We start from the raw sequence: 24,241 nt of genomic DNA on the forward strand, positions 1-24,241 counted from the left end.
CCAACGCCGTGCTTAACTCTAACAACTCGTTGGTCTGCGGCGGGCGCGTTGTGCGCAAGCGCGCGGTTTTGTACTTCGCCAACAGAACGCGCAGGCGATTTCGCAAAGGCGCGCACGCCCTTTTGTCGCCGAGCGCAGCGAGCGCGCGCACGGCATTGGCGCGCACGCGCGGATCGCCATCCTCAACGGCAAGACGAAGAATGAACGGCACGCGCGTCACGTCTTCGGCTGCGCCGAGGGCGCGCACGGCATTGGCGCGCACAACTGGATCGTCATCGTCGAGCAACGCAGCGAGCTTTTCGGTCGGACTGCGTGCCCGTAGTCTCGCCAGCGCATTGGCGGCGTCAGCGCGCACGCGCGCTTCGCGGTGCGTAAGCAGGGGCACGAGATGATCCGAGGCGCGACGATTCTGCGTGCGCATGGCAGCGGTGATGCCGAGCAACAACACTTCGCGCGCAGCTCCGTCTCCTTTGACTCGCTCGGCATCGAGCGCTTCGAGAACGAGGGCAGCGATTCTCTCCTTCTCTTCCGCCCTCTCCGGTGCGAGCGCGGCGGCGATCTTGCCCAAAGCTTCCAATGCCCGCGCGCGCACTGCGGCCACCTCCCTTTTCAAGGCTTGCGCGAGCGCTCCGCTTGCACGCTCGGATTCGATCTCGCCCAAAGCGAAAGCGGCGACGGCACGCACTTGCTCGTTTCGGTCGCCGCGCAGCAGGGCGATGAGCGGCTCAACGGCACGCTGGTCGCCGATGCGCCCGGCAGCAAGCGCTGCTCTGCCTCTGACCGACGCGCGCGAATCGCCGAACAGGCTTTGCAAACTTTCATCCCACCGACGCGCGTCTTCAGCGCGCACGATGCGAAGCATGATCGAAAGCGGCACTTCGCTCCGACGTTTGCTTTGCGCCGCGCTCTTTGTCGCAAAGCACGCAACGACGAGCGAAAGGATGAACGCCGAACGGATTGCGCGCCCGACGCGCAAGGCGTGAGGTGCAGTTCGCATCGTCTTCTTCGCGACGTATCGAATCGAAGTTATCGTCACCATCTTCTTTATCCTACGCGATCCCCGTGCCCAAAACCATCCTCGACTCGCGCGCTTCGTTTGTCGGTCGCCAGCACGCACACGACGACAGAATCGCAAGAAAACAGAACGAAATCAGACAAAAGAGCTTGATAGAGGAGAATTGACAAAAGTCGCGCGCTCGTCGCGCGCGTCATGAGATAATCTTTTATTTGACAAAGCCGTCAGTTGAACCGTAAGATTCAATGTGTTCCCAAGGACAACCAACCGATGGATGCTCGCGCGCCGAGATCGCGCTCGAACTGGATTTGGTGCATTCCGCTTCGGCTTCTGGGATCGTGTGCGCATCGATCTGGAGAACATCTCGATGTTGTCGGCCTCGGCGTTGATGCATCGCGCACGCCCGACGCGGGGAACCTCCGCGGCGAAGATCGTCGTGCGCACTGAGGTTGGGAACTTCCGCCGCAGGAACTTCGGCACGCCGCTGCTTCGACAAATGCCCGTTGCCGACAACGCACCAGCCGCACTCGCTGCGCGCTCGGTCCTGTGAGGTCCGAACGTCGAGGTCACACGAGAAGATGAGATCATGACCCATATCTCCGAACAACAAGTGCTTGAAGCGCTGCGTCAGATCCAAGACCCGGATCTGCGCAAGGACATCGTTACGCTCGGCTTCGTCCGCGATCTTAGAATCGACGCCGACGAGGTCTCTTTTCGCCTCGTGCTGACGACGCCAGCCTGCCCGGTCAAAGAGCAAATGCGCGAAGCGGCTGAGCGCGTCGTCGCATCTATTCCGGGCGTTCGACAGGTCAACGTCACGATGGACGCCGAAGTGCCGCGCGGACGTGGCTTCAACATGCGTTCGAGCCTTCCCGGCGTGCGCAACATCATCGCCGTCTCTTCGGGCAAAGGCGGCGTCGGTAAATCCACCGTCGCCGTGAATCTGGCGGTCGCGCTGGCAGCCGACGGGGCGCGCGTCGGGTTGATGGATGCCGACATCTACGGGCCAAACGTCCCGCTCATGCTCGGCGCAGCGGGCGTGCGTCCCGTGATCGACCGCAACAAACTGTTGCCGACGGAAGCTTACGGCGTGCGCATGATCTCCATGGCGCTCATCAATCCGGGCGACCAGCCGATGATCGTGCGCGGTCCAATTCTGCACGGCGTCGTACAACAGTTCCTGCGCGATGTCGAATGGGGCGAACTCGACTACTTGATCGTCGATATGCCGCCGGGCACAGGCGACGTTCAATTGAGCCTCGCGCAGCTCGTCCCCGTGCAAGGCGCGGTCTTGGTGACAACGCCGCAGGAAGTTTCGCTAGCCGACGTGCGGCGCGCGTTGCGCATGTTCGAAACTGTGGCTGTGCCCATTCTCGGCATCGTTGAGAACATGAGCTATTTCATCGCGCCCGATACGGGCCGATGCTACCGCATCTTCGGCGAAGGCGGCGGACGCCAACTGGCCGAACAATACGGCGTGCCTTTTCTCGGTGAGATACCATTGAGCATTGAGGTGCGCGAAAGCGGCGACCGGGGCGTGCCCGTGGTCATCGCGCAGCCGGAATCGGCGCAAGCGCAGGCTTTTCGTCGCGTAGCCGAAGAGGTCGCGCGTCAGGTTTCAATCGAAGCGATGAAGCCTGAATTGACGGTTCTTAAAACCAACGTTTGAAGCGCGCGCGTCCTTGGGCATCGGCCCAAAATATGGTAAATCTTTAACGAGCGATCATCGGTCGAGGAGAAGAATAATGTCAGCAACCACGACTCCAACTTTGACGATCAACATCACGGACAAAGCCGCCGAAGAGATCAAGAAGTTCATGGCGGGCGAAGAGGACTTGCCTGAAACGGCGGGGCTCCGCGTGCGCGTTGTGCCGGGCGGCTGTTCGGGCTTTCAGTACAGCTTGAACATCGAGGAGGACTCACGTCAAGGCGACTACGTGCTCGATTCAAACGGCGTGCGTCTTTTCGTCGATATGTTCAGCGCGCAATATCTGAACGGCGTCGAGATCGACTACGTCTCGACCGTAATGGGATCCGGCTTCACGTTCAAGAATCCGAACGCCACCGGCTCTTGCGGCTGTGGCTCTTCGTTCACGGTCTGAGTGTGAACCGAGCGACGATGGTTTGGCGGCGCAGCACGTCGGCTCGGCGTGTTGCGCCGTCTTATGTGCGTTCATCTTCCAAGCCCCTGTTCCAAGCTCTTGCCAACCGATTCTTTAGAGGGAATCCATGCCGACCATCCAAGCTGAAACCGCCACTGGACTGAAGACTTTCGAGGCGCCGTTAGGCCGCAAACTCGTGCTCGCGTTGGAAGACGCCGGAATAGACATTCTGCACCGTTGCGGCGGAAACGCGCGCTGCACAACGTGCCGCGTCGAGATCCTCGAAGGAGATGCCAGCGAGATGGGCGAAGCCGAACGCAACCGGTTGGCGATGGAGAAAGAACTCGCGCCGCACATCAGGCTTTCATGCCAAATCCGCGTGCAGGATGATTTGAAAGTGCGCGTCATCAACCAAGCGTGCGTGCGCCATCTCGATCCGGGTCCGCGCCCTGCCGAATAGACTAGCCTCTTTTGCACACCCCGAAAGAAAGGTGCTAAGCTTTGACTACGGTTCAACAAAAGAGGCGCATCGCGCCCGAATATGGGTTCGGAGCGCGACGTTTCGGACGAGGAAGACCGCAAGATTATGACTGCAACGACGCTAGCCATTCTGATCTACGGCGCACTGGTCGCCCTAGGGGGCATCTACGGTTACGCAAAAGCGCAGAGCGTGCCGTCGTTGGTGGCAGGGATTGGCGCAGGCGTGGTGCTCGTCGGGTCCGCCATTGCGATGATGCGCGGCGCGTATCAAGTCGGATGGTGGATCTCGCTCGTCGTCGCGCTCTTGCTGCTGGCGAGGTTCGCCTTTGCATCTTTCAAAAGTTTCAAGTGGATGCCTGGCGGTTTGATGATCATCCTGAGTCTGGCGGCCATCATCATGTTGCTCATTGGCCGTCGCGGTCCGGGCGCTTGATGAGGTCCATCAACCATCTAGCGCGACCGCTCAGGCGATCTTGCTGACAGCGAATCACACACTCTTGGAAGGAGGAAAGACCATGGCTCACGAACTACCGCCTTTGCCTTATCCATACGATGCACTCGAACCGTACATCGACGCGCAAACGATGCAGATACACCACGACAAACATCACGGAGCTTACGTCAACAACCTGAACGCGGCTTTGGAGAAATACCCTGAACTTCAAAGCAAGAGCGCGGAGGATTTGATCCGGGATCTGAACAGCGTGCCGGAAGAGATTCGCACGGCGGTGCGCAACAACGGTGGCGGACACGTCAACCACACCATGTTCTGGCGAATCATGAAACCGCAAGGCGGCGGCGATCCGACCGGGCCGATCGCCGACTTGATCCGCGACAACTTCGGCTCGTTCGCCGATTTCAAGAAGCAGTTCAACGACGCCGGCATGAAGCGCTTCGGTTCGGGTTGGGTCTGGCTCGTCAAATCGAGCGGCGGGCAATATCAGATCATCTCCACTCCCAATCAGGATAATCCGCTCATGGAGGGCCATTACCCGATCATGGGCAACGACGTGTGGGAACACGCTTACTACCTGAAATACCAGAACCGGCGCAACGAATATTTGGAAGCCTGGTGGAACGTCGTCAACTGGGAGGAGATCAACCGCCGCCTGGAACAGGCCAAATGAGAGACGCGCGAACGTGACGGTGTCGCCATCCCGAGCGCGCAAGAGGCGCACAAAGACGAACCTTTCGCTACGTGCGCCTTTTGCCGTCGCAACCGTTCTCATCGAGGAGGGCCGAGAAGATGAACAAACGCGAATTCCTACGCTACGCTCTGTGCGCGCCAGCAGCCGCCGCTCTCTGGACCAGAGTCGCGGCGGCCAAGACCGATTACATGCCGCAGCAACCGACTTCGGGACCGCACACGTTGCCGCCGCTGCCCTACGAGTACAACGCGCTCGAACCGTACATCGACACCGAAACGATGCAAATTCATCACGACCGGCATCATGGAGCGTACGTCAGCAACTTGAACGCCGCCATCGCCAAGTATCCCGATCTCGCCAAGCGTTCGGCTGAGGATCTGATCCGCAATCTGGCGAGCGTGCCAGTGGCTATTCGCGAGCAAGTCCGCAACAACGGCGGCGGACACGTCAACCATACAATGTTCTGGCAGATCATGAAGCCGAAGGGCGGAGGCGAGCCGACCGGCTCGCTGGCCGACGAGATTCGCCGAACGTTCGGCAGCTTCGAGGCTTTCAAGAAGCAGTTCAACGACGCCGGCATGAAGCGCTTCGGTTCGGGCTGGGTCTGGCTGGTGCGCGACCGAACGGGCCGTTTGCAGATCATCTCCACTCCCAATCAGGATAATCCGCTCATGGAGGGCCATTACCCGATCATGGGCAACGACGTGTGGGAACACGCTTACTACTTGCGCTATCGCAATCGGCGCAACGAATATCTGGAAGCGTGGTGGAACGTCGTCAACTGGGAGGAGATCGCGCGCCGTAACGAGCAGTCGCGTCGGCCACGCGGCGGGCGTCAAACTTGACGGGGAAGTCGCGTCCCAAGGCAATGGGCGCGTGCAGCGAACGGTGAGAAATCGAGGGGAGAGAAAGTCGAGAATGAAACGTCTGATGTTACTGGCGGCGCTGGCCGTTTTCGCTTCCGGCTGCGCCTCGTACGTCGATAACTACAACCACACCATCGCCAAAGAGAAGAAAGAGAAGCCGACAGCCAAAAACGAAGCGTCGAAAACGGCGCATGAAGGCAAGCACTGAGATCGGCTCAGCAAGATGCCACGCGCGACCGAGCAGCTTCGCGATGAGCGTTTCGCCCGCCTCGTCAGCGAGGCGGCGGCATGCCATCGTTGCTCGATGATGTGTGACCGTCGCCCCGTTTTGAGCGAAAAGAACGGCCCAACGAATGCGCGCATCCTCTTCATCGGCGAAGCGCCGGGAAGACACGGCGCCGATCAGACGCGCGTGCCATTTTCAGGCGATCAATCAGGGCGCAACTTCGCGCGCTTGCTCGCATCAACAGGACTGGAGCGCGATCGCATCTTCATCACCAACGCCGTTCTATGCAACCCGCGCAAGCCGTCGGGAGCAAATCGCCGCCCGACGGCACGGGAGATCGCCAATTGCTCGGACTTTCTGCGTCGCCAGATCGAAACGATCGACCCAACGATCGTCGTTACGCTCGGACGGGTTGCGCTTGCTGCCCTCGGACGCATCGAGTATCATCGATTTTCGCTTCGCGAGCACGTCGGTCGAATCTGTCATTGGAACGGGCGGCTTCTCGTGCCGCTCTATCATCCTAGCCCGCAAGTGCTCATCTCGCATCGAACCGAGCGTGAACAGATGCGAGACTACCGGGCCATCGGTCGCGCATTACGATCATGCGGCGAGGACCGCTGAAGATTCTCGGAGGAAAAAAGAAGATGCTTATGAGATTACCCTTGTTGCTCGTTTCGCTCTTGGCGCTTGCCATCGTCGCTGGCGCCCAAACCATCACGGCAAGCGCGAGCGTCAAGGTCGCGGCCAACGCCCTCAAAATCGGCGAGATGGCCCCCGATTTCAAGCTCCCTTACGCGACGCAAGAGAGGGTATTCATTCGTCCGGAGGAGCAGTTGACGCTCTCGAGCTTGCGCGGCAAGAACGTGATCCTCGCTTTCTACCCTGCTGATTGGTCCGGCGGTTGCACCAAAGAGGTCTGCACCCTGCGCGATACTTTCGCCGACCTCGCCAAACTGGATGCGACCGTGCTCGGCATCAGCGGCGATTACGTCTTTTCGCATCACGAGTGGGCAAAGTACCACAAGCTTCAGTTCCCTTTGCTGTCCGATCACGATCACAAAGTGGCGCGCATGTACGCCAGCTACGATGAAGCGAGCGGGTTCAACAAACGGACCGTCTTCTTGATCGATAAACAAGGGCGCATTCGCTACGCTAACATGGCGTTTCGCGCCGGCAGCAAAGAGGACTACGACCGCTTGCGCGCCGAACTCGAAAAGCTCAAAGCGGAAGAGGCGGCGCAAAAATAGACGCAAACGGTTGCAACTTTGCGCCGACCCGCAGCGAGACGGACGGCGCGCGACCGCGGCTCCGTCGCAACGAGCGACGAAACGGATGATCGCCCATGTCTTTCTTGCGATGAACGAGTCGGTGGAATTCTATTGGTTGCCGCATTGCACGACGTGCCAGCGAGCGGCGCAGTATCTGGAAGAGCGCGGCATCGCAATCGAGAACCGGCGCGACCTGAAAGCACAACCACTTGATCGCGCCGAAGTCGAGCGGTTAGCGCAGCTCGTCGGTGGACCACAACAGCTCTTCTCGAAACGCGCGCGTCGGTATCGAGCTATGGGGCTTGACAAACGCGAACTTTCCGACGAAGAGATGCTCCGTTTGATGACCGAGGAATACACGTTCATCAAGCGTCCCGTGCTCGTCGTCGGAGATCGCGCCGTTGCCGGTTTCACACCTAAGGCTTACGACGCGTTGATCAACCGATGATGGAAGAAAAGGTCGCTCCGCCCTTGCAAACGCCGCTGGCGACGATTCATCGCGCCGCCGGAGCAGAACTGCGCGAACTCGACGGATGGCTCGTGCCAGCGCGGTACGGGGATCGGTTAGCGGAGTATCAGGCGGTTCGCGGCGGCAGCGCAGGGTTGCTCGACCTTTGCGCTGGTGGGCGCATTGAGGTGCGCGGCGCGGAAGCTGAAGCCTTTCTGAACGGGCTGGTCACCAACGACGTCAAGAAACTGGATCAAGGGGCGTGGCTGCTCGCCGCTTTTCCGAACGTTCAAGGGAGACTGATCGCTTTCGTCCGCATCATACGTCTCGATCAAAGGACCTTTCTGCTCGACGCCGAGGCAGCGACGCGCGACCGCGTGCGCCAGATGCTCGAACGTTACACTTTGGCCGGAGATTTCCACGTGCAGGATGTGACAGATCGCTGTGCGCGCCTTTCAGTTCAAGGCGCTGGCGCGTCGCAGGTCATCGCCGCCATCTTCGGCACATCAGCCGCGCGACTCGAAAGATGGCGCACAGCGCAAATCGATTGGAAAGGCGCGCGCGCCCTTCTCTTGCGCGATACGCACACTGGCGAAGACGGATTCGATATCTTCATCGAAACGGAGAGAGCCCCCGATCTCTGGCGCGCGCTGCAAAAGGGCGGAGCACGTCCCATCGGGTTCGAAGCGCTGGAAACGTTGCGCATCGAGGCAGGCATCCCGCGCCACGGCATCGACATGGATGAAACGGTGATCGTGCTCGAGACGGGGCTGGACCACGCCGTCAGCTTCACCAAAGGATGTTACCTCGGGCAAGAGATCATCGCGCGCATACATTGGCGCGGTCACGTCGCCAAGAAGCTGATGGGCCTCGTCCTTCAAGATGAACCGAACGATGCGGAACGAAGCGCGCTGCCGAAAGCGACGCTCATCGCGCCCGACGGACGCGAGATGGGACGCATTACGTCGAGCGCTCACTCACCACAGCTACAACGCACCGTCGCGCTCGCCTACGTTCGCTACGCCTATCTCGAACCCGGCACGCGCGCGCGCATCGTCCTGCCGGGGCGCGAAATCGAAGCGCACGTGGCGGCGCTACCGCTAGTGCGCGGCGGTTGGTTCGTTGAAGATTGAGGAGAGAAGATGCGCCGAACGATTGGCCCCGTTTCGTGAACCAAGATTCGCCATCGCGTGAGAAGATGAAGGACGAATCGAACAGCCGAGAAGATTTCACGACGGGTGATTTGACGCCTTTGCAAGCGCGCCTCGCTTACTCGATCATCGAGACGTTGCTTGCGCACGCGCGCGCAGCCAACGACATGATCGCGCTCATGGCTCAAGCCTTCGATCAAGAGACCCTCTCTGCCTTGACCAACACTCCTTATTGGCTAGCTTATCTGGAGAGCAGAAGAGCGATGGAGCGCGCCCGCCAAGAGATCGAAGAGTTCACCGAAATCATGATTCGACTTTCGGGAGAACCGCCCGCTACGGAGTAGTCCTTTTTGAAGGCACGCCGCCGAAGCGATTTCCGACCCCAACGGCCACAACGCAGAAGAAGCTTGCGTCGGGAAACGTCTCTCGTGTGCGCAGCGAGTCAATCGAAGAGCGAAGGTTGTGTTTCCAGATCTTCTGGACCGGTCGTCTTCTGCCCGAGGAGGCGTTTCAACTTGTTCGCGCTTGCGGGCGCATGCCCTTCGTAGAAGTTGCTGAAATAACCGAAGACGCGCACGTTGCGGCGCGCAAGGTCGCGCAACAACTCGCTCCACGCGCGCAGGTTGTCGTCTTGCGGACGTTGCACGCGGTCGAAATGGACGAGGTCGCGCGCCCCCATCCACCTCACGTAGGCGAAATCGAGCGTCTGCGCAGTGGCCAATCGCCACATGATTTCGCGCGCGATCCATGGACTTTCGACCAGAGCAAAGGCGACGCCCCTCTCATTGAGCATGGCGAGCGTGTTCACGCTGGCCCAGTCCGAATGACGGAACTCGATGCAGAATCTCATGTCGGAAGGTAATGCCTCGAGGAAACGACGCAGCGCAGCGGCGCGCGATGGCGAGGCATCGAAGGTCGGCGGGAGTTGCACGAGCACGGCGGCCAGTTTTTCGCCCAGCGCGCGCGCCCGCGCGCAAAACTCCATCAGCTCCGCTTCGCTTCCGACCAGTTCTCGCTCGTGCGTGATCCGCTGCACGAGTTTCAACGCGAAGGTGAATCCGTTCGGCGTTCGCGCGCACCAGTTGCGAACGGTCGTTTCAGCCGGGATCGCGTAGAAGGTCGAATCCACTTCAACGGTGCCGAAGGCGCGCGCATAAAGATCGAGCATCTCGGATGAGCGCGTCCCTTGCGGATAAAAGGAACGCGCGCTCGGACGCCCGATCCAGTCATCGTAGTTCCAGCCCTGACAACCGATCTCGATGCGGCTCGTTTCCATCGCTCAAACCCGACATACGATCAGTTGGAAGATGCCGCGCGCGCGCCGTTCGATGCGTTGCACGCGCAATCCGGCTTTTTCCGCTTCGCGCGCGGTGCGCCGATTGAAGTGATCGTCGAAAATGGGCACAGTCAACAGACTGATGAGGTCGAAGACCGGCCCAAGCCAACCATCGGGCCGGACGTGTTCGACCATGACGATGGGGCCTCCACGTTTGACGACGCGCTTGAGTTCGGCGAGCGCTAGCTGCGGCGAACGCACGGAGCAGAAGACCAAAGTGGCCAGCGCACCATCGAACGTCGCATCAGCAAATGGCAACCTCTCAGCGATGCTGCGAACGAGAGCGATCCTCTTCCCCTTCGCCTTCTGCCGCGCCAACGCGATCATCTCGCCGTTGGGTTCGCTGGCCGCAACCATCGTCTCACACGAATAGAGGCCGAAATTCGCTCCTGTTCCGGCACCGATTTCGAGAACGCGCCCCGTCGGCGGCAGGCACGCCACAGCTTGCGCTCGGAGTTGCCGCAAGAAACGCTCTTCAAGCGGCTGCATGAAGCGATCGAAACGCGGCGCGAACCGATCGTAGATCGCCCTTTGGCGCGAAGAGGCGTAATCGGGAAATCGGCCGCTAGTCGAATCAGACATCACTGGTCTCCTCGTCGCTTGTGGCCAGGTGTGCGTTCTCTCGCTTTAAGTTGATCCCTGTCGAAGGGGATCATTGGACCGCAGAGAACACCGGGCATTCTTCTCGTTTCTGTGCCACTTCGCCGATCTAGCGCATCTTCGCATGGTCTCGCAAGAGCCTGCGAGCGCGCAAAACGCTTTCCATGCGCTTTGTCGGTGATCGCGCTCCGCTGTCGAACAATGGCTCGACGAGCTGGAAGCGCATGGCGCTCCATCATCGCGCGTTGATCGCGCCGTGTCGGCGTAGGATCTCCAGCGTGCGCTCGATGGGCAAAGCCTCCACGATTCGCCCGCGTCCTCGCGTCGTTGTGGCGCGAAACAGGGAGTTGTAAATCGCCTCTTCCGTCGCCTCGATAACGGCCAAAAAGAGCGGCGACATCGCTTCGTTCGACAGCAGCTTCGTTGCCAGCGGAGAGTATCTTGCAGCACGAACTTGGTCCAGTCGAACACGCACCTCCGGCGCCGTCGAAAAAGCGATGGCATAGTCTCCGCTGCCGTTGGTGCCTGCCGCTCCCGTGCGCGCAAGCCCCATCATCGCGCGTGCGGCCATGCGTCGGAGATTGCGCGCATCGACTGGGGCGTCCGTGGCGATGACGATGATCACCGAACCATCGGCCACCTCCTCCGGCGCGCGTTCGTCGGCAGACGTTTTTCGTCCCTGATGGCGCATTGACTTCTGCAGTTCATCGCGCAGGTAGTAGCGTCCGAGTTCGCGTCCAACCGGCGCGCCGTTGATCGTCAACACGCCGCCGAAATTGGTCTGCACGAGGACGCCGACCGTGTAACCGCCGAGATCTGGCGGCAAGCGACGCGACGCCGTGCCGATGCCTCCCTTGAATCCGAAAGCGACGGTGCCCGTACCAGCGCCGACGGCTCCCTCTTCAACTGGCCCACTGCGCGCATGGCGAATGGCGGCCAGCACGTCTTCGCGCGCTACGTGTCGTCCGCGAACGTCGTTCAAAAGGCCGTCGTTGGTTTCAGCGACGAGCGGGTTGACCGATTGCACGTCTTGGTTGCCGGGAAGCGCGAGGATGTAATCGAGCACCGCATCGGCCACGCGCGGCACGCTTAGCGTCGAAGTCAAGATGATCGGCGTTTCGATCTCGCCTAGTTCGTCCACTTGCGTCGAGCCGATGAGTTTGCCGAAGCCGTTGCCGACGAAGACCGCGCCTGGAACCTTTTCGCGAAAGATGTTGCCCGCATGCGGCAAGATCGCGGTCACCCCCGTGCGCACGTCGTCGCCTCGCACGATGGTCGTGTGGCCGACGGCGACGCCAACGACATCGGTGATCGCGTTGAGCGGCCCGGTGGGAAGAATGCCGACGATGATGCCCGCTTCGCGCACGCGCGGTCTATTTTCCTGCGCCATGGCGTTGATCGTGAAAAGAGCGAGCGGGAGCGCGACGGCAAGCGCGCAGGCTTTCGCCGCGCACAGAAGCGCACGATACGCGCCGCATTTACGACCGACCGCTCGAGGGAACATCGTTTTCAAGTCCGGCGATGGTGATGCGACGCGGTTCTTCGCCATCGCCTTCGATGCGCACGCGCCACGTCGTCGGCGGCAGGGGGAAAGAGCCCACGCGCTCAGCCCATTCAATGGCGATTACGGCTTGAGCATCGCTCAGCAGCTCTTCGAGATCGACGGCGAAGGTTGCCACGGCACCTTCAGGCAAGCGATAGAGGTCAAGATGATAGAACGTCAAGCGACCCTGATAACGGTTGACCAGCGTGAAGGAAGGGCTGCTTACCTCTTCCTCGGCAACGCCGAGCGCATTAGCCATGCCTTTGATGAAGAGCGTCTTGCCCGCGCCGAGCGGTCCATCGAGCAAAAAGACTTCGCCGCCACGCAGTGCGCGCCCAACTCTCTCGCCGAGCGCTTCAGTCTCTGCTGGTTCGCGCGAAATCCAGCTTCCCGTTGGTATCCCGTTTTCTTTCGTCATCGGTCCGTCGGTCGAAGAGGAAAAGGGCATCCACCTAATCGGGCAGAGAGGTTTAAAGATGCACACGCTCGCCGGTCTCTTTGTACGCGCTCTCTCGGCGCCGATTCGATGGCGATCAACTTCATGGGTCGTCAGCCGGCTCCAGTTCTTTGCGGCTTCTCGTTGAGCGCGAGCGTCTCCGCTTATCGCGCGCTCAGCAGCGCTGTTGAGCGCAGCGCCGATTATAGCACGCCGCTTGCGCCACTAGACTTTTACGTGATCTGTTCGCGTCGCATGCGCTTGGTATAAGGCGCCGCATTTAGACTCGTCGCAGCTAGCTTGAGATTAGTACGGCGCGTTCGCAGCCACGCACGGAGTTGATCCGATAAAGTTTTGTGCGCGGGCCAAGCGAATCGAGCGTGACTTTTCGCTCGCGCACGCGCCCGCGCGCCAGAAGCTCGGCGCGCATTGTCCCCGGCAACAATCCGCATTCTACCGGTGGAGTCACCAATTCTTCACCCAAACGAAGGACGATGTTCCCGATGGTCGTTTCGGTGATCTCGCCGCGCTCGTTCCACAAAAGCGCGTCATCCGCATCCGAACAGGCCGAAAGCGCGCGCTCGTATTGGTCGCGGCGCGTCGTTTTATGAAAGAGAAAGCGGTCGCGCGAATCCGCAGGAAAAGGCGATAGCCGCAAACGGATCCGGCTGCGGCGCGAACGCACGAGCGGCGACGCCTCGATGTTCACCTCCCCGTTCTGCGCAAGCTGCAAGCGAACGCGTTGCGGAACGGCAAAAGCCCGTGAAGCTCTGCGAAGCGCATGACGGATGCGTTCTTCATCGAAGGCGAAGTCGAAGTAGGCTGCCGAATCGCGCAACCGTTCCAAGTGGCGCGCGAGCAGAAAGTAATCTCCGATGGGCGTCCAACGCAGCGTCTCGACAAGACAGAAAGCCGGTTCCGGCCCGCGCAAAACGCGCGCTTTTTCCACGCATTCGGCATACTCTTCGTCCGCAGACGAATCCCACGTGATGCCGCTACCCGTGCCGTACTCGATCTGGCTGCGTTGCCGGTCAACGGTCACAGTGCGAATGGCGACGTTGAATTGCGCCCGTCTCCCCGGCGCGATGAAGCCGACGCTTCCCGTATAGACGCGACGCGGCGCTGTCTCGAGTTCCGCGAGCAGGCGCATCGTGCTCACTTTGGGCGCGCCCGTGACCGACGCGCAAGGGAAGAGCGCCGCCAGCAAGTTCACCGTTGACCGTTCGGTTTCAGCTACCACCGTCGAAGTCATCTGCCAAAGCGTGGCGTAGCGTTCTACTTCCCATAACCGCTCGACGCGCACGCTGCCGATCTTCGCCACACGTCCGAGATCGTTGCGCACCATATCAACGATCATGACGTTCTCAGCGCGATCCTTTGCGGAACTTCGCAGCCTCTCGGCACGATGCAAGTCTTCGACCGTAAACCTTCCGCGCGGAGCCGTGCCTTTCATCGGCTTGGCGATCACGAGATTGCCCTGGCGTTCGAAGAAAAGCTCCGGCGAAGCCGAACAGATGACGTACCTGCCGGCATCCACAAAGGCCGCGTAATCGACCGGCTGCGCAGCGACCAAAGCCGCAAACAACTCCCATGGATCGCCGTCGAACGGCGCGCGCAAGCGCCACGTGTAGTTCGCTTGATACGTGTTGCCGCACGCTATTTCGTCTCTGATGCGCGTGACGGCACGCGCATAGCCCGCCTCATTGATCGATGGCTGCCAAGCCAGCACGCGCGCCGTTTGTCGCGCGCAAGCGACGCGCGCGAGGATCGCAGGCTTGCGATAGATGCCGAACCACAACAGCGGAAAGGGGTCCGCAGCGGCGCGCACGCAGAGAGCCGGATCGAAAGCGGGCGCCGCTTCGTAGGCGATGAAGCCAGCAGCGTAAAGATTTCGCCTCTCGACCAGCGCTTCGATGCGATGCAAACACGCAAGCACGTCTTCAAGATGATGCGCCTCGAACGTCTCCACCGGCTCATCGAAGCGCCACCACTCGCGCCGCCGCGCGTTGTGCAGAATCACCTTTCCGCTCACCGTCGTGCTTCTCACATCACAGAGCTCGCGTTCGCTTGACCGTAGCGCCCGTCGTCGCGCGGCGATATCGAACGAGAGGGTTGCGGCAAGGGCGCATTTGTGCGGCGATGATTTCGCTTGCCGGTCGGGCCTTGATCACCCTTTCATCTCGCCGCGAGGATCAAGCGCGGCGATCGCCCGACTCAAATGTTCGCGCACATCCGACGCGGTCATCGTGCGCATGCCGCGCGTCCGCGCCGCCAGATCACCGGCCATGCCGCCGATGAAAAGAGCTGCATTCAGAGCCGCAACGGTATCCGGCGTGCTCTCCTTGGCGGCGAACTCTTGCGCGAGAAAAGCGGCGATGATGCCCGTTAGAGTATCACCTGACCCGGCGCGCCCCAAGCCTGCATTGCCCGTCGGATTGATGAAGACCGAACCGTCGGGAGAAGCGATGAGCGCCCGTTCGCCTTTGAGCACTAAGTGGAGCGCGTGTGCGACGGCGAACTCGCGTACAACCGCCACGCGGTCAGTCAGCTCTTCATCCTTGTTCGCGCCGATCAACCTTTTCATCTCGCCGGGGTGCGGCGTCAAAATGCGCGGCGCCTTGTCCTCGCCGCGCAATCCATCGGGCCACGGCGCAAGCGCGTTCAACCCATCGGCATCGATCACCATCGGCAAACGAACGCTCGATGCCAATTCGCGGACTAGACGGCCAGTTTCCGGCTCCGCGCCGAGTCCCGGCCCGATAGCGATCACCGTCGAGCGTTCAACGAGGGCGCGGATCTCTTTGGCGGCTGCGCCGTCGATTGTGCCCTGCTCCGTCTCGGCGATTGGCACGGTGATCACCTCGGGCAGCAAACGCGCGGCGATTGGTCCGAGCGCCGAACGCGGCGCCGCGAGCGTGACGAGTCCAGCCCCCGCGCGCATGGCAGCGTTGGCGGTCAAGGCCGCCGCGCCCGTGAAGCGTCGTGAGCCAGCGATGATGAGCACGTGACCGTGCGCGTTCTTGTACGAGCCGGGCGCATAGCGCGTGCGCTGCAACCACGCTCGCGCATCTGTCTCTTCGAGAAGGAATAACTGCGAGGGCGTGTCTTCAACCAAGTCAACGGGCGAACCGATGTGCGCGATGACGAGCCGTCCGTTGAATCGCGCTGCGGGCGGCAAGACGTTAGCCGGCTTAGGCGCGGTGAAAGAGACGGTCACATCGGCCTCGACCGTTGGGCCGATCGGCTGCGCGCGGTCGGCATCTAGACCGGAAGGCAGATCAACGGCGAGGATGGACGGATGTTGAGACTCGGCGCGCTCGCGCGCTTCGCGCACTTGCACGAGTCGCTCAACGACGGCTTTGTGCGCGCCTTCGACGGGACGTTTCAGTCCTGTGCCGAAAAGCGCATCGATGATCAGGTCGCAATCGACCAGCCGTGCGGCGACCTCGTTCCATGCGGCGAGCGTGTCGCACTCGGTGAACTCAAGCGTGCGCTCCGCACCCGAAGCGAGTTGACGCACGATCTCGAAGTTGATGCGCGCATCGCCTTTGGCGTCTGCCAAACGACCGCAGAGCACGATGTGTACGCGCACGCCCTCCCGCCACAGGGCCCGACCAGCAGCAGCCCCATCGCCGCCGTTGTTGCCGCGCCCGCAGATGATGAAAACCTTTTTGCGCTTGAGATCGATCGGGGATGAGCCTTCTGCCGTGAGCAGACGAAACGCTTCCCGCGCCACGCACGCAGCAGCGGCTTCCATTAGCAACAACGATGGCGTCGCGTAGCGCTCCGTGGTTGCGCTGTCAATGGAACGCATCTGTTCGGCTGAGATGACCTTTTGCACGAAAGCGATGATAAAAAGAGTGGCGCGCGAGGGTCAACGGGCGAAGGCGGTGAGAAATCGAATCGCCCCGCTATCAAATCGATTTTCGCCGATGCGCGAAGTCGGCAGAGTTTCAAACCCAAGCGAACGAGTCGCTCTAGAAGCTGCCCCGTTCGCTTACCTAACGCACGGCGCACGTGCGAGCCGAATTTTTCCATCTGCGCCGCGCTGAGAACCGATTGAACTCGATTTTCAACGGAACTTGCGGAGAAAAGCCCGCCGCCGAGAGCAAGTCTTTCTTTCGCTAGCGGCGACGATCGAATTAGCGCTCAGCAATTCGGTCGTTGCGCGATGAGTTCTCGCGCGAGGGATTCGAGTAAGTTCTGCGCTTCCTCCGCCGTGCACTTTCCGCCGCCTTGCGCGAACTCTGTGCGCCCGCCGCCGCGCCCGCCGATCTGCGCGCAAGCGCGGCGCATCAACGCGCCCATGTCCTCACTGAGATCGGCTGAACGCGCGAAGGCTAAGCGCACCGACTCTCCCTCGTGAACGGCCAGCAGTGCGACCGTCAGCGGGCGAGAAGCGGCAGCAAGCGCCAAACGTTTGAGCGCTTCCGCATCTTCGTCGCGAAGCAGATGCGCGACGATCCTAGCCCCATCCGCACGCGCGCTAGCGCGCTCGCAGAGCGAGTGCGCTTCCCACTTCGCTCGCTGTTCTTCCAATTCCCGAACGCGCTTGGCCAGCTCGCGCTGCTCCTCGATCCAGCGTTCGAGCCTGTGAGCGATCATCTCGCGCTCGCTGCTCAACATCAAAGCGACGCGCTCCGCCGCGCGATTCAAGATCTCATAATCGCGCAGAGCGCGCACGCCAGCGACGAATCTCACGCGCGTCATGCGCTTGGCTCGCTCCCACGAACGAACCAAGATGATGCCGACTTCGCCCGTTCGGCGCGCGTGTGTGCCGCCGCACGGCGTCGCGTCGAATCCTTCGATCTCGACTATGCGCAGCGTGCCGCTGCGTGTCGGCTCTCGACGCAGCGCCAGACGCGAAACTTCGTCGGATGAAACGTAGCCGATCTTGATCGGGCGATCCTGCCAAACGATCTCGTTGGCCAGCTCCACCGCTTGCGCAATGCGCTCGTTCGTCGGCTGATCGAGCGCGACATCGATCTCGGAGAAGCGGTCCATGATGCGAAATCCGCGCGTTTCGGCGCTGAACAATCGCCACAATGATTGCGAGAGGATGTGCTGCGCCGTGTGCTGCTGCATGTGTTCTAAGCGGCGCGCGCGATCCACTCGCCCGACGACCTGCTGGCCCGGCAGCAGGTCGCCCCCTTGGACGACGTGCAGGACCAAATCCTCTTCGTCTATGCATTCGATAACGCGCGCGTCGTCGAGCGTGCCGACGTCGGACGGTTGCCCCCCGCCGGTCGGATAGAAGGCGGTCCGATCCAACACGACCGCCTTTCCGCCGTCGCCCATCTCGCGCACCTCGATAACGCACGCCTCGAACTCCAGCAAGCGCGAATCGTCGTAGTAGAGCCTTGCGGTTTTCATCTTCAGACTCACTCTGCACGCATGGGAAAATATCGCCTCGGTCGCCTTCCGCGCAAACGGGCTTTGGCCCAGCGCCCGAAAAATTCCGCACGCTTCGACCGACGAAAGTTCGCTTTCATCCGGCGCCTCAACTCCGCTCGTCGCACCTTCACCGCCGAACAGCGGACGACGCTTCTGCCGCTGAGATGATGATTTCGACGGGCGAAGCGACTACCTTGAAGCTCATCGGCAGACGCCCGATCAGTTCGCCATCGACTTGAACCGGAGCATCGCCGCGGGCGCTTACTTCGCTTGCGCGCACGAGACGAAAATCGGCGACGCTTTCCGGCAAGCGTTGGCGCATCGCATCGTACAACAGCTGCAAGTACCGCCACCGGCTTTCGGACGAGACCAGACAGACTTCAAACTCCGGCTGGTTCAACCTCGCGCCGGGCGTGATCGCAAGGTCGCCGCCGTAGCGCGGCGCGCGCCCGATGGCGGCGAAAGTCGCCGTCGAGATCGCGCCATTGATCTCGACTTGAAACGGCGTCGGACGCCAATCGACAAGGTGAGCGAGACCGGACCACCAAAAGGCCAGTTCGCCGAATCGCCTTTTGAGACCGGGGCGCACGCGCTCGACCACTGACGCATCGAGACCGACGCCCGCCATCAACAAGAAGTAGCGACGCGCGCCCGTCCGCTCGTCGATGGCGACGCCCGGATAGATCTTCTCGGTTCGTCCTTCGACGATGGCAGCCGCAGCGCGTTCCGTTTCCGTCGGCAAAGCGAGCGTTCGCGCGAGCACGTTGGCCGTGCCCATGGGCCAGATGGCGAGTCGCACGCCAGCGCCGATCAAAGATTGCAGCGCTTCGTTGACGGTGCCGTCGCCGCCCGCTACAACCAAGGTTTTCGCGCCGGAGGAGACGGCTGCGGCGGTCAAACGGGTCGCTTCACCGGGCCCGCCGGTCCAGCGGACGGCGACTTTCCGAGCGCGCCGCCTAAGCGCCGCGGCGAGCGCTTCGACACTGGACGAGCCGGCGCTCGTCGCGCGCCGCGCACACGGATTGGCAATGATGAATACTTCAGACATGCGTGGCGGAACGACGAGCCGGGCGGGAATCGAACGATGAGTTCACTCCAAACGGTAGTTCGGCGCCTCTTTCGTGATGATCACGTCGTGAACGTGCGATTCGCGCAGGCCGGCGGAGCTGATCTTGACGAAACGCGCTCTCTCTTGCAGCTCCTGAATCGTCCGGCAGCCGGTGTAGCCCATGCCGGCGCGCAACCCGCCGACGAGCTGCGTCACCATGTCGGCCAACGTGCCCTTGTAAGGCACGCGCCCTTCAATCCCTTCCGGCACCAGCTTGGCTTCGGTCTCCGCGCCTTCCTGACCGTAACGATCGCGCGAAGTTCCAGCGCTCATCGCGCCCAAACTGCCCATGCCGCGATAAGCCTTGAAGGTTCTTCCTTGATAGAGGATCAGCTCGCCCGGCGCTTCTTCTGTGCCAGCAAACAAAGAGCCGATCATGACCACATCAGCGCCGGCAGCGATCGCCTTGGCGATGTCGCCGGAGAATTTAATGCCGCCATCGGCGATGATCGGCACCCCCGTGCCACGCGCCGCTGTGGCGCAGTCATGAATCGCCGTTAGTTGCGGAACGCCAGCGCCGGTGACGACTCGGGTCGTGCATATACTTCCAGGGCCGACCCCAACCTTGACGGCATCGACGCCAGCTTCGATCAGCTCGCGCGTCGCTTCGGCGGTCGCGACGTTGCCAGCGACGAGCGACACTTCTGGGTGACGGCGTTTGATCTCGCGCACGGCTTCGATGACGCGCGTCGAATGGCCGTGCGCGGTGTCGATCACTAAGCAATCAACGCGCGCACGGACCAGTTCATCGGCTCGCTCTTTAAAATCGCCCGTCACGCCGATGGCGGCAGCCACGCGCAACCGGCCCAGCTCGTCTTTGGCCGCATTCGGATACTTGATCGCCTTTTGAATATCCTTGACCGTGATCAGCCCCTTGAGCTTGCGGTGCTCATCAACCACGGGCAATTTCTCGATGCGATGTTTCTGTAGAACGGCTTTGGCTTGTTCGAGCGTGGTCCCAACCGGAACGGTGATCAGAGGCTGCGGCGTCATCGCTTCCGCCACCGGAATGTCGAGCCGCGTCTCAAATCTCAGGTCGCGGTTGGTGATGATGCCGACCAAGTACCCTTCCTCGTCCACAACGGGCACGCCGCTGATCTTGTATCGCTCCATGACGGCCAGCGCTTCGCGCACGGGCCGGTCCGGTCTGATCGTTACCGGATCAACGATCATGCCCGATTCGGAACGCTTGACGCGGTCCACTTCTTCGGCCTGTCGTTCGATCGCCAAGTTCCGATGAATGACGCCGATGCCGCCTTGCTGCGCGATGGCGATGGCCAAACGGCTTTCCGTCACCGTATCCATCGCCGCCGAACAGAGCGGAATCTGCAAACGGATCGTGCGCGTCAAGCGCGTGGACGTGTCAACTTCGGTTGGCAGCACATCGGAACGCGCCGGAACGAGCAGCACGTCATCGAAAGTCAACCCTTCGCTCAGATCGGAAGTTAACATCCCTTTCCTTTGAGGCCAGTTTTTCGGTGATTTAATTTAAACAGCAGAAGGTATCAACAACTCAAGGCAAAAGCAAGAGTCGCGCTGACCTGATTTCGACGGGGACGAAGCGCAACGCGCCCTTTTTCACGGCGAAGAGTCGGGACGTGAGATCACAAGCTGCGCGAGACCGTTTTCAACTGTAGGCTGAATTTGAGTCGGGCGTCCGTTGACCAAGACTTCGAGCGCGCCGATCTTGCTGCGCGAAAACTCTATCTGCAAGCGACGTGTCGGCTGAAACTCCTTGCTTTCGTTCGGACGTAAAATGGCTTCCGCCGCCTCGCCCTCATCGGCTCGAACGCGGATCCAGACCTGTTCGTTTCCGGCACGTATCTCGACGCGAAAAGCCGCCGTCGAAGACGGACCGACTTGGCCTGCAGGCGAGGCCACGGGCGTCGGCGTAGGTGAGGCTACGGACGCAGTATCGGTCGCCGTGCGCCGTTGATACCAGTGCAGCGCCGCGTAGATGCCTAGCGAAAGGATCGCTAGGACAATGATGCTCAAGGCGATCGTCGGCCACGATGAAGAAGAGGCCTGACCATCAGTGTAAACGGTCGAAGCGCGCAGCGGAGGAACGTCGTCAAGCGGAATGCCTTGCTCGCGCGCAGCGCGCAGGTAGAGTTCAACTGCTTCCTGTTCGTCGAATCCAACCGTGCGCGCATAAGCGCGTACAAAGCTGCGATTGAAGATGCCACCGGGCAACTTCTTGAAATCGTTCTTCTCGATCGCTTCGAGATTACAGACCGAGATGCGCGTCTCGTTCGAGATGTCGTGCAAGGTCAAGCCTCGCGCCTCGCGTGCGCGTCGCAACCTCTCGCCAAGCGTCGCGTCTCCAGCTCGCGGCTTCTCCTCGGCGGGATGGTCTTCGGAAAGGTTCAGGGTCACGTGCCACTTAAGGTGTTTGTGATGATCTTTACGGCGCCTTGATCACCTGCTTCGGTCGGCGCCTTGACCCTACCATGTTCGTGAGCGACTATAGCGCTCCAACCATTTGTCTGTCAATCGCAAACTGTGATGAACGGCGCTATCGCCGCTTGATTTCCGCCGCGCGACGGTGCTACGTTTGGCTTGGCACCGGAGAGCAAGATTTTAACTTCTAAAACGTAATAGGAGACGCGAGAAGATGCCTCTCGAAGCACTCGGCATGGTGGAGACCAAAGGGTTCGTCGGGGCCGTGGAAGCCGCCGACGCGATGGTCAAAGCGGCCAACGTTCAACTGATCGGCAAAGAGTACATCGGCGCCGGTTACGTGACGGTCTTCGTGCGCGGCGACGTCGGCGCAGTCAAAGCGGCCACCGATGCCGGCGCGGCAGCGGCGCGGCGCGTGGGCGAATTGGTCAGCGTTCACGTCATTCCGCGTCCACACGTCGAGGTGGAGCGAATCTTGCCGCGCAACGGGCGCGTCGGCTACAGCCCGGATGAACGCGCGTTGCAAGGCGGCGGACAAGCGCAGTTGACCGAGGGCGAAACGGGCCGCTCGCTCCAATCCGGCACGCGCGAGAACAACAAAGAGCGGAACAAATAAGGGGCCGGATGACCAAGCGCACGCAGTTCCGCCTCGGCGTTGATCGCGGTGATCGGTAACCGCGCGAGGAGGGTTGGGCGCCCAAGCCCATCCAGCGGCGAACGGTCCGTTAAACAATCCCCGAAGGGCGGCTGACCTGCGCGCAAAGATCGACAAAGGGATTGTCTCGAACGCTGGGACGAGAGAAGGTCGGCTGACCGGCGACTCGACGCCGCGCGAAAACGTCCAGTGGCCGTTCTCGTCACGATCCGGCAGAAACGGAGGCGCGTCATGTCGGTTCACAAAGATCTAAAATCCGTTCAAGAAGCACGCGATCTGGTGGAGGCGGCTCATCAAGCGCAAAAGCGCGTCGCCAGTTTCGATCAGGCGACCATCGATCGCATTTGCGAAGCCATGGCGCGCGCCGCTTTACGTGAGGCAGCACGGCTGGGCGAGATGGCGAGCGCCGAAACGGGTTACGGCATTCCTGCCGACAAGCGTGAGAAGAACCGCTTCGCCGCTGAAGACGTTTGGAACTACTTTCGCAATATGCGCACGGTGGGCGTCATTCGCGAAACCGACGCGATCATCGAAGTCGCTAGCCCGCGCGGCGTCATCGCGGCCATCATCCCCTCGACCAATCCGACCTCGACGGCCATCTTCAAGTGTCTGATCGCCATCAAGTCGCGCAACGCCGTCGTCCTATCGCCCCATCCTTCCGCCGTCAACTGCATCAACGAAACAGTACGCATCGTGCGCGAGGCCGCTGTCAAAGAAGGCTTGCCGCCCGAAGCCATCGGTTGCATGACGACGGCGACCATCGAGGGCACTGAAGCCTTGATGAAGCACAAGCTGACGGCGCTCATCTTGGCGACGGGCGGCATCGGATTGGTGCGCGCCGCTTACTCCTCGGGCAAGCCGGCCTTTGGCGTTGGGCCGGGCAACGTTCCCGTGTTCGTCGATCGCACGGCGGATGTGCCGACCGCCGTGCAGAACATTTTGACGGGCAAGTGTTTCGACAACGGCACGATCTGCTCGTCTGAGCAAGCGGTGGTCGCTGATGCGCCCGTCGCGCGCGAAGTGCGCGAGCAACTCGCGCTTCAGGGGGCGCACTTTTTGACCGCGGACGAAGCCGACAAATTAGCGCGCGTAGTGGCGACACCACAGCGCACGCTCAACCCGGCGATCGTCGGCAAACCGGCGCGCGTCATCGCCGAAATGGCTGGGCTGAGCGTTCCACCCGAAACGCGCTGTCTGGTCGCCGAGGTGGGCGGCGTCGGGCGCGATTACCCGCTTTCGATGGAGAAGCTCTCGCCCATTCTCGCCTTTTACGTCGTTGACGGGGTGGAACGCGGAGCGCAACTCTGCTATGAGATACTCAGTTTCGGCGGCATGGGCCATACGGTTGGCATCCACACGCGCTCGCGCGAAACGGCCAAGCGTTTCGGCATGGAGATGCCCGCTTCGCGCATCATCGTCAACTCGCCGACCACGCATGGCGCGATCGGATTCTCAACGGCGCTGCCGCCATCAATGACCTTGGGGTGCGGTTCGTGGGGCGGCAACGTCACTTCCGACAACATCTCGCCGCTCCATTTGATGGATATCAAACGGATCGCTTTCGGCATTCGGCCTGTGGGCAGCGCGCGCGTCGTGCCGGTATCTGCCGAGGGGCAAACGGCGCCCGCCGGTCCAGCAACTACGCTTGACCGCGAACAGATCGCCGCCATCGTTGATAGATTTCTCGCCCGCCGTCGCGTCGAGCGCTCGACGGACGAAGTCACAACCACAACCGAGCAGCTGAAGACGGAACCGCCTGCGTCAGTCGCGCCGCCGCGCAACGGTGGCGAGGCGCAAACCGCGCCGAGCGACGCATCGGGCGCAGCATCCAACGGCACGCGACGCGCCGTCGAATTCGTTTGCGAAGAGGACGTGCGCCGCGCCATTGAACGGGGCGAGAAGATATACGTTAACGCACGCACCATCATCACGCCGGCAGCGCGCGACATGGGCGAAGCGGCTGAAGTGTTCGCCAAAATTTGAAGCGGCAACTGTTTCGACGACCTGAAGCGAAGGGAGGCTTTGCAACCGACTTCAACCTCGTCGAAGCTCGCAGCCGACAACC

General features: G+C 61.3%; 25 protein-coding genes and 1 pseudogene. 15 read left to right on the forward strand and 11 right to left on the reverse strand.

What is annotated here, in order from left to right; all coding sequences use genetic code 11:
* A partial coding sequence (locus C4334_RS04475; protein ID WP_352430887.1) for a HEAT repeat domain-containing protein occupies window positions 1–997 on the reverse strand: 997 nt, incomplete at its 3' end.
* 358 nt (window positions 998–1,355) lie between these two features.
* Between C4334_RS04475 and C4334_RS04480 the strand changes: the two genes are divergently transcribed.
* The 13 genes from C4334_RS04480 to C4334_RS04540 all read left to right on the forward strand — a co-directional run bounded on the left by C4334_RS04480 (window position 1,356) and on the right by C4334_RS04540 (window position 9,048).
* Window positions 1,356–1,565 carry a hypothetical protein gene (locus C4334_RS04480; protein ID WP_352430888.1) on the forward strand — a complete coding sequence of 70 codons (210 nt, stop codon included), beginning with the start codon at window positions 1,356–1,358 and terminating at the stop codon, window positions 1,563–1,565.
* A 36-nt stretch (window positions 1,566–1,601) separates the two neighbouring features.
* Entirely contained in the window at window positions 1,602–2,684 is a 1,083-nt protein-coding gene (locus tag C4334_RS04485; protein ID WP_352430889.1) for an Mrp/NBP35 family ATP-binding protein, read from the forward strand.
* Window positions 2,685–2,760: 76 nt separating this feature from the next.
* Window positions 2,761–3,117 (forward strand): iron-sulfur cluster insertion protein ErpA, encoded by a 357-nt coding sequence (gene erpA / locus C4334_RS04490; RefSeq protein WP_352430890.1) that lies wholly within the window; start codon window positions 2,761–2,763, stop codon window positions 3,115–3,117.
* Window positions 3,118–3,244: 127 nt separating this feature from the next.
* Window positions 3,245–3,577, forward strand: a complete 333-nt coding sequence (locus C4334_RS04495; RefSeq protein WP_352430891.1) for a 2Fe-2S iron-sulfur cluster-binding protein — start codon at window positions 3,245–3,247, stop codon at window positions 3,575–3,577.
* 126 nt (window positions 3,578–3,703) lie between these two features.
* The gene (locus C4334_RS04500; protein ID WP_352430892.1) at window positions 3,704–4,030 is read left to right on the forward strand and encodes a TMEM14 family protein; all 327 of its coding nucleotides are present in this window, start codon (window positions 3,704–3,706) and stop codon (window positions 4,028–4,030) included.
* A gap of 82 nt (window positions 4,031–4,112) precedes the next feature.
* Complete coding sequence (locus C4334_RS04505) at window positions 4,113–4,724, forward strand: superoxide dismutase (protein ID WP_352430893.1); 612 nt, start codon at window positions 4,113–4,115, stop codon at window positions 4,722–4,724.
* A gap of 119 nt (window positions 4,725–4,843) precedes the next feature.
* Entirely contained in the window at window positions 4,844–5,590 is a 747-nt protein-coding gene (locus C4334_RS04510) for a superoxide dismutase (RefSeq protein ID WP_352430894.1), read from the forward strand.
* 73 nt (window positions 5,591–5,663) lie between these two features.
* Window positions 5,664–5,819, forward strand: a complete 156-nt coding sequence (locus C4334_RS04515) for a hypothetical protein (protein WP_352430895.1) — start codon at window positions 5,664–5,666, stop codon at window positions 5,817–5,819.
* A 15-nt stretch (window positions 5,820–5,834) separates the two neighbouring features.
* Window positions 5,835–6,458: a uracil-DNA glycosylase gene (locus tag C4334_RS04520; RefSeq protein ID WP_352430896.1), complete on the forward strand. Its 624-nt coding sequence runs from the start codon at window positions 5,835–5,837 to the stop codon at window positions 6,456–6,458.
* Window positions 6,459–6,481: 23 nt separating this feature from the next.
* Window positions 6,482–7,084, forward strand: a complete 603-nt coding sequence (locus C4334_RS04525) for a redoxin domain-containing protein (RefSeq protein WP_352430897.1) — start codon at window positions 6,482–6,484, stop codon at window positions 7,082–7,084.
* An 85-nt stretch (window positions 7,085–7,169) separates the two neighbouring features.
* Entirely contained in the window at window positions 7,170–7,553 is a 384-nt protein-coding gene (locus tag C4334_RS04530) for an arsenate reductase family protein (protein ID WP_352430898.1), read from the forward strand.
* Complete coding sequence (gene ygfZ / locus C4334_RS04535; protein WP_352430899.1) at window positions 7,550–8,686, forward strand: CAF17-like 4Fe-4S cluster assembly/insertion protein YgfZ; 1,137 nt, start codon at window positions 7,550–7,552, stop codon at window positions 8,684–8,686. Before C4334_RS04530 ends, ygfZ begins: the two co-directional genes overlap by 4 nt.
* 65 nt (window positions 8,687–8,751) lie before the next feature.
* Window positions 8,752–9,048, forward strand: coding sequence for a hypothetical protein (locus C4334_RS04540; RefSeq protein WP_352430900.1), 297 nt, complete (start codon window positions 8,752–8,754; stop codon window positions 9,046–9,048).
* A gap of 98 nt (window positions 9,049–9,146) precedes the next feature.
* Here the strand turns inward: C4334_RS04540 and C4334_RS04545 are convergent, their stop codons facing one another.
* The 10 genes from C4334_RS04545 to C4334_RS04590 form a co-directional block, all read right to left on the reverse strand.
* Window positions 9,147–9,980, reverse strand: a complete 834-nt coding sequence (locus C4334_RS04545) for a DUF72 domain-containing protein (protein ID WP_352430901.1) — start codon at window positions 9,978–9,980, stop codon at window positions 9,147–9,149.
* A gap of 3 nt (window positions 9,981–9,983) precedes the next feature.
* On the reverse strand, window positions 9,984–10,622 hold the full coding sequence (locus tag C4334_RS04550) for a class I SAM-dependent methyltransferase (RefSeq protein ID WP_352430902.1): 639 nt from the start codon (window positions 10,620–10,622) through the stop codon (window positions 9,984–9,986).
* Window positions 10,623–10,875: 253 nt separating this feature from the next.
* Window positions 10,876–12,030 (reverse strand): DmpA family aminopeptidase, encoded by a 1,155-nt coding sequence (locus tag C4334_RS04555; RefSeq protein WP_352430941.1) that lies wholly within the window; start codon window positions 12,028–12,030, stop codon window positions 10,876–10,878.
* An 88-nt stretch (window positions 12,031–12,118) separates the two neighbouring features.
* Window positions 12,119–12,601, reverse strand: a complete 483-nt coding sequence (gene tsaE / locus C4334_RS04560; RefSeq protein ID WP_352430903.1) for a tRNA (adenosine(37)-N6)-threonylcarbamoyltransferase complex ATPase subunit type 1 TsaE — start codon at window positions 12,599–12,601, stop codon at window positions 12,119–12,121.
* A 313-nt stretch (window positions 12,602–12,914) separates the two neighbouring features.
* Window positions 12,915–14,651 (reverse strand): aminodeoxychorismate synthase component I, encoded by a 1,737-nt coding sequence (pabB, locus tag C4334_RS04565; protein WP_352430904.1) that lies wholly within the window; start codon window positions 14,649–14,651, stop codon window positions 12,915–12,917.
* A 135-nt stretch (window positions 14,652–14,786) separates the two neighbouring features.
* On the reverse strand, window positions 14,787–16,460 hold the full coding sequence (locus tag C4334_RS04570; protein ID WP_352430905.1) for an NAD(P)H-hydrate dehydratase: 1,674 nt from the start codon (window positions 16,458–16,460) through the stop codon (window positions 14,787–14,789).
* A gap of 308 nt (window positions 16,461–16,768) precedes the next feature.
* Window positions 16,769–17,992 (reverse strand): alanyl-tRNA editing protein, encoded by a 1,224-nt coding sequence (locus C4334_RS04575; RefSeq protein ID WP_352430906.1) that lies wholly within the window; start codon window positions 17,990–17,992, stop codon window positions 16,769–16,771.
* A gap of 148 nt (window positions 17,993–18,140) precedes the next feature.
* Window positions 18,141–19,061: a diacylglycerol/lipid kinase family protein gene (locus C4334_RS04580; RefSeq protein WP_352430907.1), complete on the reverse strand. Its 921-nt coding sequence runs from the start codon at window positions 19,059–19,061 to the stop codon at window positions 18,141–18,143.
* 42 nt (window positions 19,062–19,103) lie between these two features.
* Window positions 19,104–20,573 (reverse strand): IMP dehydrogenase, encoded by a 1,470-nt coding sequence (gene guaB, locus C4334_RS04585; protein ID WP_352430908.1) that lies wholly within the window; start codon window positions 20,571–20,573, stop codon window positions 19,104–19,106.
* A gap of 126 nt (window positions 20,574–20,699) precedes the next feature.
* A complete protein-coding gene (locus C4334_RS04590; RefSeq protein WP_352430909.1) occupies window positions 20,700–21,497 on the reverse strand; it encodes a helix-turn-helix domain-containing protein in 798 nt (265 codons plus the stop codon).
* 238 nt (window positions 21,498–21,735) lie between these two features.
* On the opposite strand from C4334_RS04590, the pseudogene C4334_RS04595 reads away from it, so the two are divergent.
* Together C4334_RS04595 and C4334_RS04600 are read left to right on the forward strand one after the other, a co-directional pair.
* Window positions 21,736–22,005 (forward strand): annotated as a pseudogene (locus tag C4334_RS04595) (BMC domain-containing protein); the annotation flags it as partial.
* Between the two features lie 402 nt (window positions 22,006–22,407).
* Window positions 22,408–24,159, forward strand: coding sequence for an aldehyde dehydrogenase family protein (locus C4334_RS04600; protein ID WP_352430910.1), 1,752 nt, complete (start codon window positions 22,408–22,410; stop codon window positions 24,157–24,159).
* The last annotated feature ends 82 nt before the right edge of the window (window positions 24,160–24,241 follow it).

Source organism: Pyrinomonas sp., assembly GCF_040289685.1.
In the GTDB taxonomy this organism is placed as follows: domain Bacteria; phylum Acidobacteriota; class Blastocatellia; order Pyrinomonadales; family Pyrinomonadaceae; genus Pyrinomonas.

What these genes read in the sequence shown, in the direction of transcription:
- C4334_RS04485 (WP_352430889.1), top strand. Translation starts at nt 1,602, where the DNA reads ATGACCCATATCTCCGAACAACAAGTGCTTGAAGCGCTGCGTCAGATC.
- erpA (WP_352430890.1), top strand. Translation starts at nt 2,761, where the DNA reads ATGTCAGCAACCACGACTCCAACTTTGACGATCAACATCACGGACAAA.
- C4334_RS04495 (WP_352430891.1), top strand. Translation starts at nt 3,245, where the DNA reads ATGCCGACCATCCAAGCTGAAACCGCCACTGGACTGAAGACTTTCGAG.
- C4334_RS04500 (WP_352430892.1), top strand. Translation starts at nt 3,704, where the DNA reads ATGACTGCAACGACGCTAGCCATTCTGATCTACGGCGCACTGGTCGCC.
- C4334_RS04505 (WP_352430893.1), top strand. Translation starts at nt 4,113, where the DNA reads ATGGCTCACGAACTACCGCCTTTGCCTTATCCATACGATGCACTCGAA.
- C4334_RS04510 (WP_352430894.1), top strand. Translation starts at nt 4,844, where the DNA reads ATGAACAAACGCGAATTCCTACGCTACGCTCTGTGCGCGCCAGCAGCC.
- C4334_RS04515 (WP_352430895.1), top strand. Translation starts at nt 5,664, where the DNA reads ATGAAACGTCTGATGTTACTGGCGGCGCTGGCCGTTTTCGCTTCCGGC.
- C4334_RS04520 (WP_352430896.1), top strand. Translation starts at nt 5,835, where the DNA reads ATGCCACGCGCGACCGAGCAGCTTCGCGATGAGCGTTTCGCCCGCCTC.
- C4334_RS04525 (WP_352430897.1), top strand. Translation starts at nt 6,482, where the DNA reads ATGCTTATGAGATTACCCTTGTTGCTCGTTTCGCTCTTGGCGCTTGCC.
- C4334_RS04530 (WP_352430898.1), top strand. Translation starts at nt 7,170, where the DNA reads ATGATCGCCCATGTCTTTCTTGCGATGAACGAGTCGGTGGAATTCTAT.
- ygfZ (WP_352430899.1), top strand. Translation starts at nt 7,550, where the DNA reads ATGATGGAAGAAAAGGTCGCTCCGCCCTTGCAAACGCCGCTGGCGACG.
- C4334_RS04540 (WP_352430900.1), top strand. Translation starts at nt 8,752, where the DNA reads ATGAAGGACGAATCGAACAGCCGAGAAGATTTCACGACGGGTGATTTG.
- C4334_RS04545 (WP_352430901.1), bottom strand. Translation starts at nt 9,980, where the DNA reads ATGGAAACGAGCCGCATCGAGATCGGTTGTCAGGGCTGGAACTACGAT.
- C4334_RS04550 (WP_352430902.1), bottom strand. Translation starts at nt 10,622, where the DNA reads ATGTCTGATTCGACTAGCGGCCGATTTCCCGATTACGCCTCTTCGCGC.
- C4334_RS04555 (WP_352430941.1), bottom strand. Translation starts at nt 12,030, where the DNA reads ATGGCGCAGGAAAATAGACCGCGCGTGCGCGAAGCGGGCATCATCGTC.
- tsaE (WP_352430903.1), bottom strand. Translation starts at nt 12,601, where the DNA reads ATGACGAAAGAAAACGGGATACCAACGGGAAGCTGGATTTCGCGCGAA.
- C4334_RS04575 (WP_352430906.1), bottom strand. Translation starts at nt 17,992, where the DNA reads ATGAAAACCGCAAGGCTCTACTACGACGATTCGCGCTTGCTGGAGTTC.
- C4334_RS04580 (WP_352430907.1), bottom strand. Translation starts at nt 19,061, where the DNA reads ATGTCTGAAGTATTCATCATTGCCAATCCGTGTGCGCGGCGCGCGACG.
- guaB (WP_352430908.1), bottom strand. Translation starts at nt 20,573, where the DNA reads ATGTTAACTTCCGATCTGAGCGAAGGGTTGACTTTCGATGACGTGCTG.
- C4334_RS04600 (WP_352430910.1), top strand. Translation starts at nt 22,408, where the DNA reads ATGTCGGTTCACAAAGATCTAAAATCCGTTCAAGAAGCACGCGATCTG.